Source organism: Neobacillus sp. PS2-9 (assembly GCF_030915525.1).
Lineage (GTDB): Bacteria > Bacillota > Bacilli > Bacillales > Cytobacillaceae > Neobacillus.
On record NZ_CP133269.1, the window covers coordinates 499,211 to 515,792 of the forward strand.

21 protein-coding genes are annotated in these 16,582 nt (G+C 36.6%); 13 read left to right on the plus strand and 8 right to left on the minus strand.

The window, feature by feature from the left end:
* Window positions 1–113 precede the first annotated feature (113 nt).
* Entirely contained in the window at window positions 114–563 is a 450-nt protein-coding gene (locus RCG25_RS02530; protein WP_308082105.1) for a hypothetical protein, read from the plus strand.
* A gap of 95 nt (window positions 564–658) precedes the next feature.
* Here RCG25_RS02530 and RCG25_RS02535 read toward each other — a convergent pair whose 3' ends face one another.
* Window positions 659–1,993 carry an Ig-like domain-containing protein gene (locus RCG25_RS02535; protein WP_308082106.1) on the minus strand — a complete coding sequence of 445 codons (1,335 nt, stop codon included), beginning with the start codon at window positions 1,991–1,993 and terminating at the stop codon, window positions 659–661.
* A gap of 577 nt (window positions 1,994–2,570) precedes the next feature.
* Here RCG25_RS02535 and RCG25_RS02540 point away from each other — a divergent pair.
* From RCG25_RS02540 to RCG25_RS02555, 4 genes are all read left to right on the plus strand, one after another.
* The gene (locus RCG25_RS02540) at window positions 2,571–3,734 is read left to right on the plus strand and encodes an NAD(P)/FAD-dependent oxidoreductase (protein ID WP_308082107.1); all 1,164 of its coding nucleotides are present in this window, start codon (window positions 2,571–2,573) and stop codon (window positions 3,732–3,734) included.
* 17 nt (window positions 3,735–3,751) lie between these two features.
* Window positions 3,752–4,627: an RNA polymerase sigma-70 factor gene (locus RCG25_RS02545; protein WP_308082109.1), complete on the plus strand. Its 876-nt coding sequence runs from the start codon at window positions 3,752–3,754 to the stop codon at window positions 4,625–4,627.
* Window positions 4,628–4,758: 131 nt separating this feature from the next.
* Window positions 4,759–5,265, plus strand: coding sequence for a DUF2867 domain-containing protein (locus RCG25_RS02550; RefSeq protein WP_308082111.1), 507 nt, complete (start codon window positions 4,759–4,761; stop codon window positions 5,263–5,265).
* A gap of 116 nt (window positions 5,266–5,381) precedes the next feature.
* Window positions 5,382–5,795: a VOC family protein gene (locus tag RCG25_RS02555; protein WP_308082112.1), complete on the plus strand. Its 414-nt coding sequence runs from the start codon at window positions 5,382–5,384 to the stop codon at window positions 5,793–5,795.
* A gap of 191 nt (window positions 5,796–5,986) precedes the next feature.
* On the opposite strand, the gene RCG25_RS02560 is transcribed toward RCG25_RS02555, so the two are convergent.
* The 4 genes from RCG25_RS02560 to RCG25_RS02575 all read right to left on the minus strand — a co-directional run bounded on the left by RCG25_RS02560 (window position 5,987) and on the right by RCG25_RS02575 (window position 7,839).
* Complete coding sequence (locus RCG25_RS02560) at window positions 5,987–6,259, minus strand: hypothetical protein (protein ID WP_308082113.1); 273 nt, start codon at window positions 6,257–6,259, stop codon at window positions 5,987–5,989.
* A gap of 1 nt (window position 6,260) precedes the next feature.
* Complete coding sequence (locus RCG25_RS02565; protein ID WP_308082114.1) at window positions 6,261–6,650, minus strand: SHOCT-like domain-containing protein; 390 nt, start codon at window positions 6,648–6,650, stop codon at window positions 6,261–6,263.
* Entirely contained in the window at window positions 6,650–7,024 is a 375-nt protein-coding gene (locus tag RCG25_RS02570) for a DUF2089 domain-containing protein (protein WP_308082116.1), read from the minus strand. The genes RCG25_RS02565 and RCG25_RS02570 overlap by 1 nt, the downstream gene beginning before the upstream one ends.
* Before the next feature lie 218 nt (window positions 7,025–7,242).
* A complete protein-coding gene (locus RCG25_RS02575; protein WP_308082118.1) occupies window positions 7,243–7,839 on the minus strand; it encodes a class I SAM-dependent DNA methyltransferase in 597 nt (198 codons plus the stop codon).
* Window positions 7,840–8,208: 369 nt separating this feature from the next.
* Between RCG25_RS02575 and RCG25_RS02580 the strand changes: the two genes are divergently transcribed.
* Together RCG25_RS02580 and RCG25_RS02585 are read left to right on the plus strand one after the other, a co-directional pair.
* On the plus strand, window positions 8,209–8,607 hold the full coding sequence (locus RCG25_RS02580) for a VOC family protein (RefSeq protein WP_308082119.1): 399 nt from the start codon (window positions 8,209–8,211) through the stop codon (window positions 8,605–8,607).
* Between the two features lie 364 nt (window positions 8,608–8,971).
* On the plus strand, window positions 8,972–9,880 hold the full coding sequence (locus tag RCG25_RS02585; protein WP_308082120.1) for a hypothetical protein: 909 nt from the start codon (window positions 8,972–8,974) through the stop codon (window positions 9,878–9,880).
* Window positions 9,881–9,963: 83 nt separating this feature from the next.
* On the opposite strand, the gene RCG25_RS02590 is transcribed toward RCG25_RS02585, so the two are convergent.
* The gene (locus tag RCG25_RS02590; protein WP_308082121.1) at window positions 9,964–10,119 is read right to left on the minus strand and encodes a hypothetical protein; all 156 of its coding nucleotides are present in this window, start codon (window positions 10,117–10,119) and stop codon (window positions 9,964–9,966) included.
* Window positions 10,120–11,139: 1,020 nt separating this feature from the next.
* Window positions 11,140–11,529: a carboxymuconolactone decarboxylase family protein gene (locus RCG25_RS02595; protein WP_308082122.1), complete on the minus strand. Its 390-nt coding sequence runs from the start codon at window positions 11,527–11,529 to the stop codon at window positions 11,140–11,142.
* A 110-nt stretch (window positions 11,530–11,639) separates the two neighbouring features.
* Here RCG25_RS02595 and RCG25_RS02600 point away from each other — a divergent pair, with 110 nt between their 5' ends.
* Window positions 11,640–11,999 carry a MerR family transcriptional regulator gene (locus RCG25_RS02600; protein WP_308082123.1) on the plus strand — a complete coding sequence of 120 codons (360 nt, stop codon included), beginning with the start codon at window positions 11,640–11,642 and terminating at the stop codon, window positions 11,997–11,999.
* 288 nt (window positions 12,000–12,287) lie between these two features.
* On the opposite strand, the gene RCG25_RS02605 is transcribed toward RCG25_RS02600, so the two are convergent.
* Entirely contained in the window at window positions 12,288–12,881 is a 594-nt protein-coding gene (locus tag RCG25_RS02605; protein ID WP_308082124.1) for a TetR/AcrR family transcriptional regulator, read from the minus strand.
* Window positions 12,882–13,136: 255 nt separating this feature from the next.
* Here RCG25_RS02605 and RCG25_RS02610 point away from each other — a divergent pair, with 255 nt between their 5' ends.
* The 5 genes from RCG25_RS02610 (at window position 13,137) to RCG25_RS02630 (ending at window position 16,371) form a co-directional block, all read left to right on the plus strand.
* Entirely contained in the window at window positions 13,137–13,736 is a 600-nt protein-coding gene (locus RCG25_RS02610; RefSeq protein WP_308082125.1) for a hypothetical protein, read from the plus strand.
* Window positions 13,737–13,758: 22 nt separating this feature from the next.
* On the plus strand, window positions 13,759–14,247 hold the full coding sequence (locus RCG25_RS02615; protein WP_308082126.1) for a hypothetical protein: 489 nt from the start codon (window positions 13,759–13,761) through the stop codon (window positions 14,245–14,247).
* Between the two features lie 278 nt (window positions 14,248–14,525).
* Window positions 14,526–15,227, plus strand: coding sequence for a CPBP family intramembrane glutamic endopeptidase (locus RCG25_RS02620; RefSeq protein WP_308082127.1), 702 nt, complete (start codon window positions 14,526–14,528; stop codon window positions 15,225–15,227).
* A gap of 96 nt (window positions 15,228–15,323) precedes the next feature.
* Entirely contained in the window at window positions 15,324–15,764 is a 441-nt protein-coding gene (locus tag RCG25_RS02625; protein WP_308082128.1) for an HIT family protein, read from the plus strand.
* A 121-nt stretch (window positions 15,765–15,885) separates the two neighbouring features.
* The gene (locus tag RCG25_RS02630; RefSeq protein ID WP_308082129.1) at window positions 15,886–16,371 is read left to right on the plus strand and encodes a VOC family protein; all 486 of its coding nucleotides are present in this window, start codon (window positions 15,886–15,888) and stop codon (window positions 16,369–16,371) included.
* Window positions 16,372–16,582 lie beyond the last annotated feature (211 nt).

Here is a 16,582-nt window from a genome sequence, read left to right on the forward strand (position 1 = left end):
GCATTCCGTTGAATGATTGAGAATTAGTTTTTAAAAAAAGGGGTTTGTCCCTTGCAAACGATCCATTTGATACATCCAATATAGTAATGCCAAAAAGAAAGAGGTGATAAACCATGTCAAAAATTCTTACAACAGGACCGATGCTGGTTCCTAGGAAAATAACAGGCGATCCCGTTGGCGGTCCTCCAGATGAGGTTGCTATCACAATTAAAAATCCAACTTCCAAAGATTTTAGGGTGCAAATTTTTGCAGACATTTGTCCTCCAGACTCAACAACTGAAAGAACAGAATCCTCCGATTTATTTACAATCCCTAAAGATGGCTGTTTAAGATTACGTCTTTTTAATAGTGTTCTTCCAGACTCTATTATTCGTTTATATGCTAAAGGTGGAGTTGATGAAGAAGCAGAGAAACTCGAATTATCGTTTGTAGGTAGAAGAGCAAGTGATCGAATGCATGAACCAACCATGTTCTTCCGTCATGCGGATCTCATTGAGGTTGAAAACGGGGATCTTCATCATGAACCTCGTGCCACTTTAACTTCAAATTGGGTGATCGGCTAAAGAAGACCAAGGGGAAGACCAAGGGGACGGTTCTGCTGGCTTTTTGCCTCTTTGAAGAATTTTTTTAAGCCAAGAGAACCGTCCCTGTGGGTTACCTACCTAATCCAAGCACCATCTGCACCTATTTTATATTTACCAATCCAAGTGCTGTGTGCCATTTTCCCATTATTATAGAGATAGTACCATTTTGTCCCAACTTGAATCCAACCTTTTGCCATTGCCCCAGATGATTTTAGGTAATACCAGCTTCCACCATCTTTAAGCCAGCCTGTTTTCATAGAGCCATTGCTATTCAAATAATACCACGCTCCATCATAAATCCAGCCTGTTTGCATAACACCATAAGGATTTAGATAATACCACCTACCACCATCAGATACCCAACCAGTTTTCTTTACGCCTGTTTTTTTATCAAGGAAAAACCAACTGCCAGCGTCATCGTACCAACCTTTATCCTTTGCGCCATTCGAATAATGATAGGTCTTCCCATTTTCGACAATCCACCCATTTAGAATAGAACTAACAACAGTAACACTTGTTACAGCACTTGTATTACCTGCTTGATCAGTTGCAGTAACGTTTAAAACTGTGCCAACTGAATATGTAGAAGGTAGGTATGCTTCAAAATCACCACTTGCATTTGTTATTCCAGTTCCAATAACCATATCATTCAAGGAAACTTCAACTGTAGAATTTGGCTCTGCTTTACCTTTTAAGAGTGTATCGTTATCGTCAAAACGATTAACTTGTGGGGCAGGTGGTGGTGTAACATCTGGTGTAGGTGTTTGATCAATATAATCCCACGCTAAACCATATACATCGTTCGTAACATAATCCCCAATGTTAAGAGCACGAATAAAGTAAACACCTCTTGATAGACTATACCCTGCTGTCATTTGATGGTCATCAAATTGTATTGCAATAGGATCAATCATATTATCAAATTCGTCTGTGAGAACAAAGCCAATATTAGATAATGAAGTAGTAGACATTAACCCGGAGATGGCAATTGTAGCACTTTGAGGAATCTCAATGGCAAAGGTATCAAGGTCATATTGATGATAAAATGTACCTAGGATTATATCACCTTGTGGTAGATAATCAGCTTCGGTAACAAAATCATTTGGTTCAACTTCATAAATACCATTGCCAGTAAGGTCTTGAGTTGAATAGCCATTAATAAATTTTTGTGATTTTGATACGCCTGATTTTTGCGATTTTAATAAATCCCTAGATTGTTGTGATTGTAACAATCTTTCAAGTTTAGAATGTTCAAACCCATTTACCTTTTCTACTTGAACGTGTGCTTTTTCTTTAACAAGTTGTTCCTTAAAAGAGTCATAAGATGATGCAGCTTTTGCATTAACACCGCCCAACAATAATATTCCTGACGATAGCGCTAAAATACTACTAATCTTTTTTAAATTCATGCTACTTCCCCCTCAATTGACATTACCTAGAGAATTATAGCAGTTTTTTCCAAATATACAGGTAATTTCCATCGTCATTTTCTTTTATATCTTGACACTTTTCACAGACACAGATCCCTGGTGCCAGGGGGACGGTTCTGGTGGTTCCGATTGGTAAGAATGGAATAATTCTCGACAATCTTTTTATTATTATCAATGCAAGAACTCATAAGTAGCAGGTATTCATCCTACTTTAAACCAAACGTTTGATTGATATCGGATTAGGGGGAAGAAAAGGGAACAAAGTCGATTAGAGTGAAATAACTATTTTATTGCAGAATAGAAAGGAAACTCGCGGAAAGATGGCCGACAATCTTTTTATGTCAAATGTGAAGAAATCATCTTTACAATTGGGTCTATGCTCGTTTTAACTAAACGATTAATTAGTATAGCCTATAGGGAAAACAGTCAAAAAATGATGGAAAACGGTTCATGTGGTGGAACAAGACCATGAGAACCGTCCCTCTGGTACCGATATGTCACAAAATGGATTCTTTAATCGTCATGTGATTAGGACGATGAAAAGGAGACGATTAAAATGAAAAATGAGAAAACAATCGTGGTCATAGGTGGCGGGTATGCTGGGATCAACCATATCGAAGCACTTAAGAAAGAGTTTCATAAGGAGCTAAAAAGAAGCATACGGATTATCCTGGTTGATAAAAATACTTTCCATTTTAAAAAGGTTAAATTATTTAAGGGGATTGTAAATGAAAATTTGTCGAATTTAAATGTTCCTCTAAAGCATTATTGCGGCTCTGATATTGAGTTTATTCAGGGGAAGCTAACAGCAGTTTATCCTAAAGAGCAAACCGTTCACATTATCAGGGAGGATGGAACATTGATTCAACTGGATTTTGACCGTTTGGTGCTTGCCATGGGCAGTGTGCTGCGTGAAGTGAATTCAGAATGTGGAGGAATAACGCTCAATGATTTACAAAATGCCCAATATATTCGGAAGCATATATTGAGAATGATGGAATCACCTGCTAGTAAACTTCGATTGGCAATAGTAGGAAGTGGGGTTACAGGAATTGAAACCGCGGCAGAAGTGGGATCATGGTTGAAAAATGAAACTAAAAAAGAAGGGATGAAGCAGAAGAGCATTGAAATATTTCTTATTAATAATAAACAGAGATTAATAGATGAAGCTCCAGTGAAAATCAGTGAACGGCTTGAGAACAGGCTAACGAGACAGGGTATACAGGTAATGCACAATAAAAAGGCAGAAAAATTCTCAAATGGTAAAGTCATTTTCTCTGACAAATCCGAACTTGAAGCGGATGCGTGTGTTTGGACAGTCGGTTTGAAGCCTCATCCTAGCCTTTTCGATTTAGGTCTCTCCCTTACAGAACAAGGAAAAATAAAAGTGGATTCATGGTATCGTTTAGTAGAGAGTGAGAATATTTATGCCATTGGAGACTGTGTTCATGTGGTTGACCCTATAAGTGGAAAAGCTGCAGCAATGAGCTGCAAAGAAGCTATTTCCCAGGCTCAACGACTTTCTAAAATTATGAAGGCACATCTTCAGGGATTTCAAGCAACCTGCCATCAAACCTACCCTGATTTTCTTTGTATAGGACTCGGTCCGAACGATGGTTTTGTATGGGCGCAAAAATGGGGAGTTGATTTCGTACTTTCAGGTAAATTGGCAGAAAAAATAAGAGAGTATACATGGAATGTTGCCAGTATTACTCACTAAAGGGAGGAGGTAAAGGTATGGAGCTTCAGGAACTATATTCTCAGTTTCAGCCACTTTTATTTTCGATCGCTTACCGGATGCTCGGCACTGTTTCTGATGCAGAAGATATTGTTCATGATGTGTACTTGCAGGCAGGAGAAAAAACGATGGAGCATGTGGAAAATGAGAAGGCTTACCTTTGTAAAATGGTTACAAACAAATGTATTGATCATTTAAAATCTGCCGCGCATAAACGTGAGGTATATACTGGTCCCTGGCTCCCAGAACCATTGATCTTAAACGATAACAATCCTATTACTGAAGTGATGAACGGAGAAGCGATATCATTTGCCATTCTGATGCTGCTGGAAAAACTGAAACCCGTAGAGAGAGCTGTTTTCATCCTTAGGGAAGTGCTAGATTATGATTATTCGGCAATTTCGCAAATTTTGAATCGCAGCGAATCTAATTGCAGAAAAGTATTCAGCCGGGTAAAGAATAAATTTCCGATGATAAAAGAAGAGGTGGAAGCCCCGAATAATCCGAAAATAGATAAAATTATACAGACATTCGTGTTAGCACTACATCAGGGAAACATCCAGAAGATTGAAGAATTATTGCGTCAGGATGTTACGCTATATTCCGATGGTGGCGGAAAAGTATATGCTGCCTTAAAGCCAGTATATTCCAAAGATCTAGTTGTCCGTTTTATCAGAAACTTACTGTCACATAACGATAAGAAACAAACCGTTGTAAAAATCGTTAATGTAAATGGTGCAACTGGGCTCTTGGTAAAGGGATTTGACAATGTCAAAATGGTTATTTGTTTCCATGTTAAAAACGATCAAATTACTGAAATCTATATTGTGAGGAATCCAGAAAAACTACAACATGTATATCTACAAGCCCACTAAATTTGCAGCAATTTAGAGAATTTCCCTATATTAATAGAACATGATGTTAAAACCAAACAAATTTAACTAACGAATTTATGTTATAAAACCCGACCTTTTTCTATAAATAACTTTTTATGAAGGGTGATAATATGGGGAAATACATTGTTGAAAAGGTGTCAGTTCCTGAAAATTCTATAGCAAACGAATCCTTATCATATATTCATTATTCGGATGCATATAAAGTTTTACTTCCTAGTGAATCAGCTTATGATGTAAAATTTATAGCCAAAAAGTTTTTAACTACTGTTCCTTCTTGGGTTTCTTACTTAATGAAAGTGCGTGATCGAATAGTCAGTTTTATTGGGTTAAAGACATCTAGTCGGTCTAAAGTGGAAAATATAAAACTAGAACAGGGAAGTAGAATAGGAATATTCCGTGTATTGAATTGTAGTTCACATGAGATATTACTAGGTGAAGATGATCGCCATTTGAATTTTCGTGTGTCCATTTTAGTAGAAGAAGTGAATGGATTAAATTACTTAACTGTTTCGACTGTAGTATATTTTCATAATTGGATAGGAAAATTGTACTTTTTTATTGTTAAAAAAGTTCACAAAGTAATAGTACCTGCAATGTTGAAGAATATGTCCGTATGAGATATATTGTGAATTTTTGCACATAAACGAACTTGCAGGTTTGTGAAAGAAGGCGTTTGATACCTTACCGAAGAATATATGGGAGAGCAGAATTAAATTAAAAAGGAGAAATAACTATGACAAAACAATTTTGGATCAATTTGCCAGTTGAAGATATAAATAAATCAAAAGAGTTTTATAGCAAACTTGGATTTTCGACTAATACCCCATTTGGCAGTAGCGATCAATTGCAATTAGTTATCGGAGATAATAATGCTACCGTAATGCTTTTTCCTGTTTCCACTTTCAAAAATTTTACCAAACATGAAATAGTCGATACAAAGCAAGCTACTGAAGTATTATTTTCCATTGATGCAGAGAACAAGGATGAAGTAGATGAAATAGCAAAGAGGGCAGTAAAGGCAGGAGGTACAATTTTTAGTGAGCCCTCAGAGAGCCATGGCTGGATGTACGGCTGCGGTTTTGCTGATTTAGATGGTCATCGCTGGAATGTGTTGTATATGGATATGAGCAAGATGCCGAAGGAGTAATAAATAGAAAGCTACATCTCTTATTAAGCAAACCAGGTGCAAGAGTTGAAGATCCAGCGATATTTTTGGCGGCTTTCTTCTTGTGCTAACCTGTTAATGCAATAAGGAATTTCTGGCCTTTAAAACATAAAGTCTGGTGTACCGTACCAATAGCAGCAAAAAAGCACAATTCCAGTACAAAGGAATTGTGCTTATAACCTAATAGAAACTTCTGTTCCGTCTTTAAGGCTTGTTTCAAGCAGCAGTAGACCTCTTTGCTTTGAAAGTTCTGTTAGCAAAGGCTTCAAATCATTCCTGTTTATATCAGGAATTTGAAACTTTTTCTTTGCTTTTTTCTCAATTGCACGATTTACTAGCACCAGGATTCGCTTTGAAGTGAGGATCCCAATGGATAGATGTAAAAAAGCATACGGGACTGGAATAATAAATCGTCTGTCTCTTACTTTAATTTTTATCTTCATCATATTACTCAATAATAACTAGTACTTTGTCACCTTTTGCTGAAGTAACATCTACAATTTGTCCGTCCAATTCATTTTCAATCGCCTCAATTAAAAGTTCCACGTCGATATCCTTTACATACTTTTCGGATTCGGGAATCATTTTAGCAATATTTGCTCCTACTTTTAAAACAGCTTTTATGAGTTTTATTGGCAGATTAACATTAACATTGTCACCATTTTCAGAAGTAACACGGATTTTCAGTATTTTGTTTAAGTAGGAGGTGGAGGTCCGTTTAGTTAGAACAACCTGATTATCCTTTCCTTGCAGTACTTCAATTAATTCAGCAGCCTTCTCTTTGTTCAACTTTCCTTCTTCAACCATTGTTAATACTCTTGAAATTTCGTCACTCATTAAGATTCCTCCCCATTTAATAGCCCGATAGCTTCTTCGGCTGTTATTTCGCCCTTCTCCAGCATTAAAATTACTTTTTTTCGATCAACTTTTTCAACCTTCTTAGTGGTGGAATATCCAAGAGAAGAGATAATGTCATCTAATTTTCCACGCACGGTGGGATAGGATACTCCAAGTTCTTTTTCCACTTCTTTAATATTTCCACGGCACTTTAGAAACGTTTCAATAAAATTAAGCTGTTCCTTGCTAAGAGATGCAAAATTAGAGAGTTCAAATTCATTTTCAATTGTGGTATGACAATGAGTACACTGTAGCTTTGTAATCTTTAATTGCTTACTACAAACAGGGCACTCTGAAATAAGAGGATAAGCCATAATTCCCTCCTTCTTTATTTATAAATCAATCATACATCAATTTATTTAAAAAATAAATAACGTAATTAAAAAATATAAATTTTTATTAAGTAAAAATAAATATATTTAATTTTGATATTAAATAATTGATTGAAAAGAGGGGTGCCGGTGGGGTGCCAGGGGGAAGGTTCTAGTGGCTCTTGGTTAAAACCGGGAGAACCGTCCCTGTGGTTGTGAAATCATTTTATGCTACTAGATATAAACATGGAGGCATCTTGATTCATGAATATCCGATTACCATGATAGAATATCTTCATTTCGATTGATGTAAATCCAACTTCAGATAAGCTTTTTTTCAGTTCCTCATGCGAAAAACCGTTATGAACTTTCGGATGATGTATTTTATCGTTTTTGTCAAAATCGACAATAATTAGCTTGCCACCATCATTTAAAATGTTGAACAGTTCTCGTAAAATTTTATTTGTATCCGGAATGTGAAGAAGGACAAGCGACATTAACACGATGTCTGCCTTTAGTTCAGGCGTTCCTTGAGTGAAATCTGAATAAAGCACGTTTGCGTTGGTCATTCTCTTGTGAGAAATTTTCGCTTTCGCAACCTCCAACATTTGTTCAGATGAATCCACCAACAAAATGGAATCTACTAAATCTGATAATTCCAAACTAACTAGACCAGTTCCACTTCCATAATCAATTAAAGATTTTGATTTGCTATTTTTTAATTCAGGTCTTACTTCCTTCACTATCACTTTAGCTAATTCCATTCTTTCTTCGGTATCATATCTTTTTGCCATCTGTTCAAACACGTTATTCTCCATACTCCACTCCCCAATTTATTAAACAGCTATATTGTGGTCATTATAGCAAAAATTAAAACTAAGGGTAAAACTAAGGGTAAAACCAAGGGGACGGTTCTGGTGGTACTGAAGGGTGATAATGTGGTTTGAGCTATTAACTTTCGGCGGCTGCAAGAGTTTAAGAAGAATCGTAGCCCTACGGTCCTTTTATTCTTGTTTAAGTAACAAGACACGTTGGTTGAAGAAGGAATTTGTTTTTATTTCTTGAATTTGTAATTAAATCGAAAAATGATAGAAGATAGAGAAGGGGGTTAAAAATCCTGAAGGTAAACTGGTTGAGCTATGGGAGAAAAATAACGGGTTATTAAGTTACTAAGGAGATGATTTTTAATGGAAAAAGTTACACCATTCTTAATGTTTCAAGAAGGTAAAGCAGAAGAAGCGATGAATCATTACATATCAATTATTGAGGATTCAGAAATTACAAGTATTGTTCGTTATGGAGCGAATGAATCTGGAGACGAAGGGACTGTCATGCAGGCTACCTTTTCCTTAAAAGGTCAAGAATTTATGTGCATTGACAGTAATTTGAAGCATCATTTTTCATTTACTCCTTCATTCTCCATTTTTGTTACTTGTGATACGGAGGAAGAAATTAATAAACTTTACCAGAAACTTATCGAGGGTGGACAAGCTCTTATGCCAATTGGTAATTATGGTTTTAGTCAGAGATTTGGTTGGCTAAATGATCGGTTTGGAGTCTCGTGGCAACTCAATCTTCCATCGTGAAAGTCTTAAATGTCTTCATTAAATAAATGGCGCCAAGGGGACGGTTCTGGTGGTACTGATGGGTGAAAAGGACTATTAATCGACAATCTTTTTATTATTTTCCATGCAAGAACCCATAAGTAGCAAGTCTTCATCCTTCTTTTAATCAAACGTTTGATTGATAACGAATTAGGGGGAGGTGAAACAAAACCATAGAACCTTGGGGACAGTCCCCCGCTGCTTTACAGCAATGGGGGACTGTCCCCAAGGGGTCTGTTATTGGATAAATTAACCATATTCACTTTATTTTGTTATATAATGGTAGAGGTGTGGTACATAAAACCATGTTTTATTAGGTTCATAAATTAAGAGAATGGGGTGTAACATGAAAAAAATTGCAAAAGCATTTACGTTAACAGCAGGTTTATTAATGATGGCGTCACCAACGGTTTCATTTGCGAATACGACAGTCAGCAGCAGTTCGAAGATTACTAGTTACCATTGGGTTCAAAAAAATGGCTATTGGTACTATGTAAACAATCTCGGTGGTTACACTACCGGATGGAAAAAAGTTAACTCAAAATGGTATTTCTTTGATAAAAGCGGTGTCATGAAAATAGGATGGGTATTAGACAAGGGGAAGTGGTACTACTTTGTCAAAAAGGGAGATATGGCCACTGGCTGGGTGAAGGATCACAGTAAGTGGTATTATATTGCTCCTTCGGGTCAAATGGTCACTGGGTGGAGATTTTTAGAGTTTGATCACTCCTATGGCTGGTACTATTTTAAATCTTCTGGTGAAATGGCCAGCGGGTGGATGAAGGATGGCGCCGAATCTTATTATCTTTTACCAGATGGCAGATGGGCTCATAATGTTGTAGCGATCGGACATTTTTATGAAAATAACCGCATCAAATATCCTGGTAATGAATTGATTACAAGCAATGTGGAATTGTTGAAAAAGATGGTTTCTGTTGGCCAGGCAAAAGAAGAAGTAGCGAAAGCCTTAGGAGACCATTATTCGGTAGATTCGAAGGGTTACTATTGGGAATACTCTTTCTTAACCCCTGACAGCGGAGTATTTGAACCGAATGGAAACCGATTCACTATGTTAAATCCAATCGAGTTAGGCCAAGAAAAGGTATATATTAAATTATTACTATCTTGGGACAGCAGCAATCGAGTGAAGGGTGTGGCTATTGCTTATTTCAGTACGGATCACCGACTTCACCTATATAAGCAAGCAAATGGAACACAAAGAGACACTGTCTGGTATGGCAATGTAATTGACTAAAAATGGGGTCAGTCCCCCGCTGCTTTACAGCAGCGGGGGACTGGTACCGGAGTGGCCAGGGAAACCGTTCTTTTGGTTATCGCTTATTTTTTATCCATAAGTACTAAAATCAATGTAGCTATTGGCCCTAATAGTAGGGATAATAAAAACCAATTTAATCCACCTCTGTTTTTGCCTTGTGCTAACCCCGCATTGATTAGTGCTAAGGTACCCCAGCTAACATAATATTGATCATTCATATGTAAACCTACCTCCTATCCATTTCTGTTTTCCCACATAATACCTCATTACAATAAAAATCCTGAGTCATAATGCTCTCCTACACGATTCCTTTGATTAACTGTTCCTATAACTATTCTATTCCTGAATTCTATAAACCTGCTTAGTAAGTCATAGGAATCTTTAGGGAAAGATTAGTTGGTATTTTCCTCGTAGATGCAGCCAGTTCTCGACAATTTTTTTGTTGTTTTTTTAGTAAGAAACCAATGATAGCGGGGTTTTTAACTACTACTAACCAAACGTTTGATTACTATCGAAATAGGGTGGAGAGAAGGGAAAGAAGTCGATTTTAAAGAAAGTAATACTATTTTATTGAATAGGAAGAAAAATGGCCGACAAATTTTTTATCCTATTTGTGATGAAAATAGCCATATAGGTGGGTTTATACTCGTTTTAACTAAACGATTAATTAGTATAAGCCTATAGGGAAAATGATAAAGAAATGACGAAAGATAGGGTGAAAGGGACGACTGCTGGTCTTGGTTAAGACCACATAAATGCCAAGGGGACGGCTCCAGTGGCTCTTTGATGCTATGGGACAGTTCTCGTGTTCTTGTTCGAAGCCATGAGCACCGTCCCTGTGGTTTTCAGTTTGTACCACTTGAAAACACTGTACCATTACAGAGGCTCCAAGCTCCGTCGTATTTATTTGCCATACTTATGGACAATAGGATCAGGCAGAGTGATTGGTAATAGTAACTATAATGGGATGAAATTAGGTGAGATTAATGGAGAGATACTATGAAACAGAATTAAGTAAACTAGGTATTCTTCCCGTTTCAAACTCTAGATGGAAGCAATTTAGGTAAGAGAAAGGCAATTGAGGACTTGCTAACTATTGTACTTGAACCGGAGTATAAGAGATGGGATACAGTTAATTAGAAACAATGACTCCAGGGCTGCACTGGAGTCATTTATATTCTACTCCTAAGATGGTTAATAAAAAAAGGGTACCATCTTATCCGTCACCCCAAATTTTTTTAATTAGTTACCTTCAAATTACGTTCTTCAAAAATTTGTTTAGCTACAAAAATAGCGTTAAGCACTCTGGGAAAACCTGTGTACGGGACACAGTGAGTAATTGCCTCAATCACCTCATTAGGTGTTAGGCCTACGTTAAGGGCAGCATTGATATGGACATTAAGTTGTGGTTCACATCCTCCTTGAGTAGTAAGTGAAGCAATTGTTACGAGTTGACGTTGTTTTAGGTCTAATGCCTTTCGGGAATATATGTCTCCAAAGGCAAACTCCACAACATATTTACCGAGGTCGGGGGCAACAGCCTTTAATGATTCAATGACTCGTTCGCCTCCTTCTCCGTCTATTTCCATAAGCTTTTCCCAACCTCTCTGGTATCGTTCATTTGACATCTTTTTTCCTCCTTAGCATTACATTCATTTGAATAAGTATTTCACTAAATTAATTTACACTTTAGAGTGCACTCTAAAGCAAATCTTTTTTAATATGCTATAATTAATTTATGGAAAAATTTACAATTAATCAAATTTCAAATTTTACAGGACTATCCGTGCACACGTTGCGTTATTACGAAAAAATTGGCCTACTTAATAGAGTAGACCGAGATGCAAATGGCTATCGTCAATATACGGAGTCAGATATTTCTTGGATAAATTTTTTAATTCGTTTACGAGTAACGGGTATGCCGATTTCTGAAATGAAACAGTTTTCTGATCTGCGAAGCCAAGGAGATTCTACAATAAGTTTGCGTCGTGAATTATTAGAAAATCATCAAAAAAATGTACTGGAACAAATAAAAGACTTACAAAATAACCTTTTCAAGATTGAAGAAAAAATCAATTATTATAAGGGATTGAAGTAAAGTAAAGTTAATAGTCCATGGTGGCGGTTCTGGTGGTTCATTTGCGATTATGGAATAAATCTCGGAGCGGGTGGGACTCCCGCCGAGATAGAACTAGTCATTCACTCGTAGCGAGTCTTGGAGGGCTAAAGGTAACTTTAGTCTTTAAGCGTAGACAGTTAGATTGCGGGCCGAAAGCAAAGCGGTTGAAGGGATTGAGCTCCAAAATGTTTGGGTATTCGAGATGGCTAATTTAGAATTAATCCCATAAACACTTCTTTATTCAGTTGTTTTTCCACTCCTTTTTACTTAATTTTTTATGGTGATAGCACTCAAAAAATGATCCAGGGTATCACCCATACGACACACAAGTGATTCGGATCCATTTGATATAACCCAATTGACCAACGAACCTAGATAAATATTTACGATATCAGTTGCAATCTCCTCAGATGTAATATCCATGGTAACTATCTTGTGGTGCTGACCGTAATCAATTATTTCTTTCGTGACCGCCTGAAACATAACGAACGTGTCAGAAAGTAACCTTTTATAGTCCTCATTGATTGTTAATAAGTGCATCATATTTTGCGTGATCATGGAACTAGTATGAAGATTGGCTGCCATATAGACGATTGCCTTCCTTAAGTTGATGAGCAGATTGTTATGGTTGTTTACCTGGCTTTTCATCGTAACTTCGAATGTCTTTAGTTGCTGCTGATCAAATTCATATAAGATTTGTTCTTTGGATTTAAAATAGGCAAAAAAGGTGGGCTTGCTAACGCCTGCCGCTTTCGTGATCTCTTCAATTGTTGTTTTTTGGTATTCCTGCTTCTTAAATAGCTCCATTGCACTTTTGATCAGTAAATTTCTCGTAAATTCCTTATTTTTCTCTCTTCTCACAAAAATGACCTCCAAGATGCTCATGTCGTAAATAATTGGAAAAAAATCCTTTACATTATTAAATAATCCCACTATATTTTAAATAGTAAAACAATTTTAACCGAGAGTAAAGTTTTGATCGTCATATTCTAAAGAGAAGCGTGATTGATTTCCGCTCCAATCAGCTTCTATAACAACGGTTTGTTTTTCACAAAACCAATTTAAAAAATAATAATCCTTTAGAAAAGCACCTAAAATAAAAAGGAGTGTGAAAAAATGAATAAATCTATCGCTCGTATGGGGAAAATTACCTCGATTCTTGCCGGAATTCTTCTTGTGTGTGCTCATTCTGTAAACCTTGGGGGTGGGGAACAAGGGAGCGTTCTCGGATCTCTGCTTGTTTTTGTCGCCCATTTATTACTCGTTTTTGCTTTTTTCGGCTTGTACACACAACAGGGGGATGGAAATGGCCTATTGGGTTTTTTCGCGATGCTTCTTGGGAACATTGGAAACATCATTGTAACAGCCATTGTCTTTGTGGAGATAGCACAGGCTTCAGGGGAAAAGATTGACCATGTTTTTTCCACACCTGTTACGGAACCAATCTATTCGTTCGGACCACTTCTATTCGTTTTAGGAATGATATTAGTAGGAGTATCGATGATTAGAGGAAAGGTATTTCCTGCATATTCGGGTTATCTTTTATTGATTGGTACCATCGTGTTTGCAGCGGCAAGTGTTTCCGGCGACATCCAGAAGATCATTGAGGTTATTGGCTCTCTTTTCACAGGTGCAGGATTTATCGTAGCCGGAATAAAATTTGAAAAATTAAACGCTCCCTCCGAATTTGAAAATAGTTCGGTCAGAGGAAATTAATAAGTTTAGGGGAGATATAGCGATGCAGAAATGGGTAAGGCATGAAGACCCGAATAATAAATATGGGGCAACGTTTACGCTGGGCGATAATAGTGTAAGTTTGCCAAAAGGAGCAGTTGTATCTGTCACAAGAGGGGAAAATTTTAATATTCCTAGATTGATAATAAATGGTTTATTAAATCAGTTTATTATGAAAGCTCTAACGAAGAATGAGAACCTTTTATATGCTGAATTGACTGGGCAGCTGCAAGGTGGTGTGGGTCAAACTCTTACTGTTTGGAAAGACCCTAAGCTAATGAATAACTTCAGAACAAAAGGTTTTCATAATTTTTCAAGGAGATTTTTTAGTTGGATTTTTTACAGTGGAAGTGTGAAGGCCTACTTTCATACATGGAAACTAACCGAAACAATACCGTCATCGGATGAGGCTGGGAAATTCGTGATAGAGAATGGTAGATTTTTTCAGGGTGGTAAGTTGATTAGAAAGGCTAATCATCACAAAGTAGGTTAAGACAAAGAGCTAACCAACCAGGTTAGCTTTTTTGATTAATCAGAGAGTATAAAAATCGACTTCGAGAATTGTCTAGCTCCAGCGCCTAGCCCTTCGGGTCAAATAACCTTCTGCAATAAAAGTCAAAGAGCGACTTTTCTTGCAGAAGAACATTAGCCTGTCGGGGCTGACCAAGGCGCTTGCGCTTTTCTTACATCCAAAGAGGTGAGGTGGTTAAAATTATCCAAATTAATATTGTGGTGTGATTTTTATCCAGAAAACTAGAGTAGGATAAAAGTATGAAACGTAAGGAGATTATTATGACTAAAGAGAGTAAATGGAAAACACTAGTTACGCCGTTAACCCTTGATATATATTCAAGGAATGATATTTTGGCAGGGCTAGGAATCACGACTTTTGCGATGTTCGGTATATTTTTAGTAAGTAAAATTTGTGGACTATTAGACATAACAAATTTCGACTTAAATCTACAAACCTTGGTTTATTATACAGGACTTATTTTTATATCAGCAGGATATGAAGAATTAGTGTTCAGATGTATCCTTTTGACTATTCTCGTTAAGTTATTCAAAAAACCATGGTTTGCAATACTTATTACATCAATCTACTTTGGCTATGTGCATTATGATAATGACCATGCAACACTATTATCTGCATTTAGCAATGGACTAGGTGGGGTTATGTATGGGTTAGCATTTATCTATACACGAAAAATTTGGTTCCCTTGGGCACTCCATTTCGCCTGGAATTATGTTCAAGCACCCATATTAGGATTTCCTGTTAGTGGTTTTAAGGTAGAAGGAATATTAAAGTTAAACCTACTGGATCACTCATGGCTATCTGGCGGATTATATGGCCCAGAAGGAGGGATTGTAGGGATTTCCTTTCGGTTTGTAGTTATAATGCTTATTGTGATATGGATTAGAACAACTCGTGTTAATAAAAAGGAGAGTGCCAATTATCTGCAGGTTAGCAGTTGAGTTAGAGTAAGAATTGTTAAACGTCATTGTTATTATCAAAAGAATCGAGGTTGAAATTTTGAGAAGTGACAGCTGTTTGATTTGTAGCGAATTAATATGATTAAGGAAGGAACAAAACCCTATTATGTAGCAGAGTTAGAAACAGGATACGTCGTAATTGGTGATCATCAGTTTTTTAAGGGCTTCACTTTGTTTCTTTGTAAACAGCATAAGACAGAACTTCATTTTTTGGATGAGGATTTTAAAAAAAATTATTTGTTTGAAATGAGCAAGGTTGCAGATGCCGTTTATCATGCCTTTAATGTTGAAAAGTTAAATTATGAGCTACTTGGGAACGGTGACACCCATATGCATTGGCATCTATTTCCACGTAGAGAAAATGATGCTCCAGTAAAAGGGCCCGTTTGGTGGGTAGATAGGAATTTAATGTATGCAGAAGAGGTAAGGCCTAGTGAGGATGAATTAGAAAAAATGAAATCTAAACTATACATTGAGCTAGAGAAACTAACTCTAATAAAAAGTAATGTTAGAGATTAAAATCTGAGGATAGACAACTAAAAACGTAGTTATTTAAAAATAAATACTATATTACTATTAATAAGAAGCTTGACAAAGGATTTTAATTGGAAATATATTCTGATATAAAGGCGTGGGAGAAATGATAAAGGGATTATATGAAGCACACTTACCTATAAAAAACTTAGAATTGTCAATTCAGTTTTATCGAAAATTAGGTTTGGGGTTAGCTTGGCGTAATGAAGGTAATGCTTTCTTTTGGATAGAAGAAGGTAAAAGTTGGTTAGGATTGTGGGAAGGAAAAGAGTACCAAACTCTTTACCACCCTTCTTTAAGACATATTGCTTTTCGAGTAACTTATATGGATTTAAAAAAGTCTATAAAATGGCTCGAATCCATACAAGTTGAAGCTGTTCCATTTGGAAGTCGAACATCGATTGAGCCTTTCGTAAGACCGAATCAAGGAAATGCTTCGGTTTACTTTGATGACCCAGATGGTAATAGTTTAGAATTGATGTGTTATGTCGAAGTTCCTAATGAATTAAAACATATTACGGAAAAGTTGTCCCTAGAAGAGTGGGAAGAACTCACAGGGACGGTTAGAGAAGCTAACTCTAATAAAAAGTAATGTAGAGATTAAAATCCGAGGATAAACAACTAAAAACTCGTTATTTAAATATAAAGCAGGTCATTAACTAGCAGGGGGAGTGTTAAATGAAAAAGCATGGTCGTTTTGTTCTTTCTGGCTTATTATTTGTGTTTTTAGGCGCGTTTGTGTGGGTTTAGGGTTTATTGGTGTTTTATTGTTTGGTAAATTAATGAGTAAAATAACAAACGGG

Coding starts and splice junctions, on each gene's coding strand:
- RCG25_RS02555 (WP_308082112.1), top strand. CDS start 5,382: ATGACAAAACAATTTTGGATCAATTTGCCAGTTGAAGATATAAATAAA.
- RCG25_RS02530 (WP_308082105.1), top strand. CDS start 114: ATGTCAAAAATTCTTACAACAGGACCGATGCTGGTTCCTAGGAAAATA.
- RCG25_RS02570 (WP_308082116.1), bottom strand. CDS start 7,024: ATGGCTTATCCTCTTATTTCAGAGTGCCCTGTTTGTAGTAAGCAATTA.
- RCG25_RS02565 (WP_308082114.1), bottom strand. CDS start 6,650: ATGAGTGACGAAATTTCAAGAGTATTAACAATGGTTGAAGAAGGAAAG.
- RCG25_RS02580 (WP_308082119.1), top strand. CDS start 8,209: ATGGAAAAAGTTACACCATTCTTAATGTTTCAAGAAGGTAAAGCAGAA.
- RCG25_RS02535 (WP_308082106.1), bottom strand. CDS start 1,993: ATGAATTTAAAAAAGATTAGTAGTATTTTAGCGCTATCGTCAGGAATA.
- RCG25_RS02625 (WP_308082128.1), top strand. CDS start 15,324: ATGATTAAGGAAGGAACAAAACCCTATTATGTAGCAGAGTTAGAAACA.
- RCG25_RS02545 (WP_308082109.1), top strand. CDS start 3,752: ATGGAGCTTCAGGAACTATATTCTCAGTTTCAGCCACTTTTATTTTCG.
- RCG25_RS02550 (WP_308082111.1), top strand. CDS start 4,759: ATGGGGAAATACATTGTTGAAAAGGTGTCAGTTCCTGAAAATTCTATA.
- RCG25_RS02610 (WP_308082125.1), top strand. CDS start 13,137: ATGAATAAATCTATCGCTCGTATGGGGAAAATTACCTCGATTCTTGCC.
- RCG25_RS02585 (WP_308082120.1), top strand. CDS start 8,972: ATGAAAAAAATTGCAAAAGCATTTACGTTAACAGCAGGTTTATTAATG.
- RCG25_RS02620 (WP_308082127.1), top strand. CDS start 14,526: ATGAAACGTAAGGAGATTATTATGACTAAAGAGAGTAAATGGAAAACA.
- RCG25_RS02560 (WP_308082113.1), bottom strand. CDS start 6,259: ATGATGAAGATAAAAATTAAAGTAAGAGACAGACGATTTATTATTCCA.
- RCG25_RS02575 (WP_308082118.1), bottom strand. CDS start 7,839: ATGGAGAATAACGTGTTTGAACAGATGGCAAAAAGATATGATACCGAA.
- RCG25_RS02600 (WP_308082123.1), top strand. CDS start 11,640: ATGGAAAAATTTACAATTAATCAAATTTCAAATTTTACAGGACTATCC.
- RCG25_RS02595 (WP_308082122.1), bottom strand. CDS start 11,529: ATGTCAAATGAACGATACCAGAGAGGTTGGGAAAAGCTTATGGAAATA.
- RCG25_RS02630 (WP_308082129.1), top strand. CDS start 15,886: ATGATAAAGGGATTATATGAAGCACACTTACCTATAAAAAACTTAGAA.
- RCG25_RS02590 (WP_308082121.1), bottom strand. CDS start 10,119: ATGAATGATCAATATTATGTTAGCTGGGGTACCTTAGCACTAATCAAT.
- RCG25_RS02540 (WP_308082107.1), top strand. CDS start 2,571: ATGAAAAATGAGAAAACAATCGTGGTCATAGGTGGCGGGTATGCTGGG.
- RCG25_RS02615 (WP_308082126.1), top strand. CDS start 13,759: ATGCAGAAATGGGTAAGGCATGAAGACCCGAATAATAAATATGGGGCA.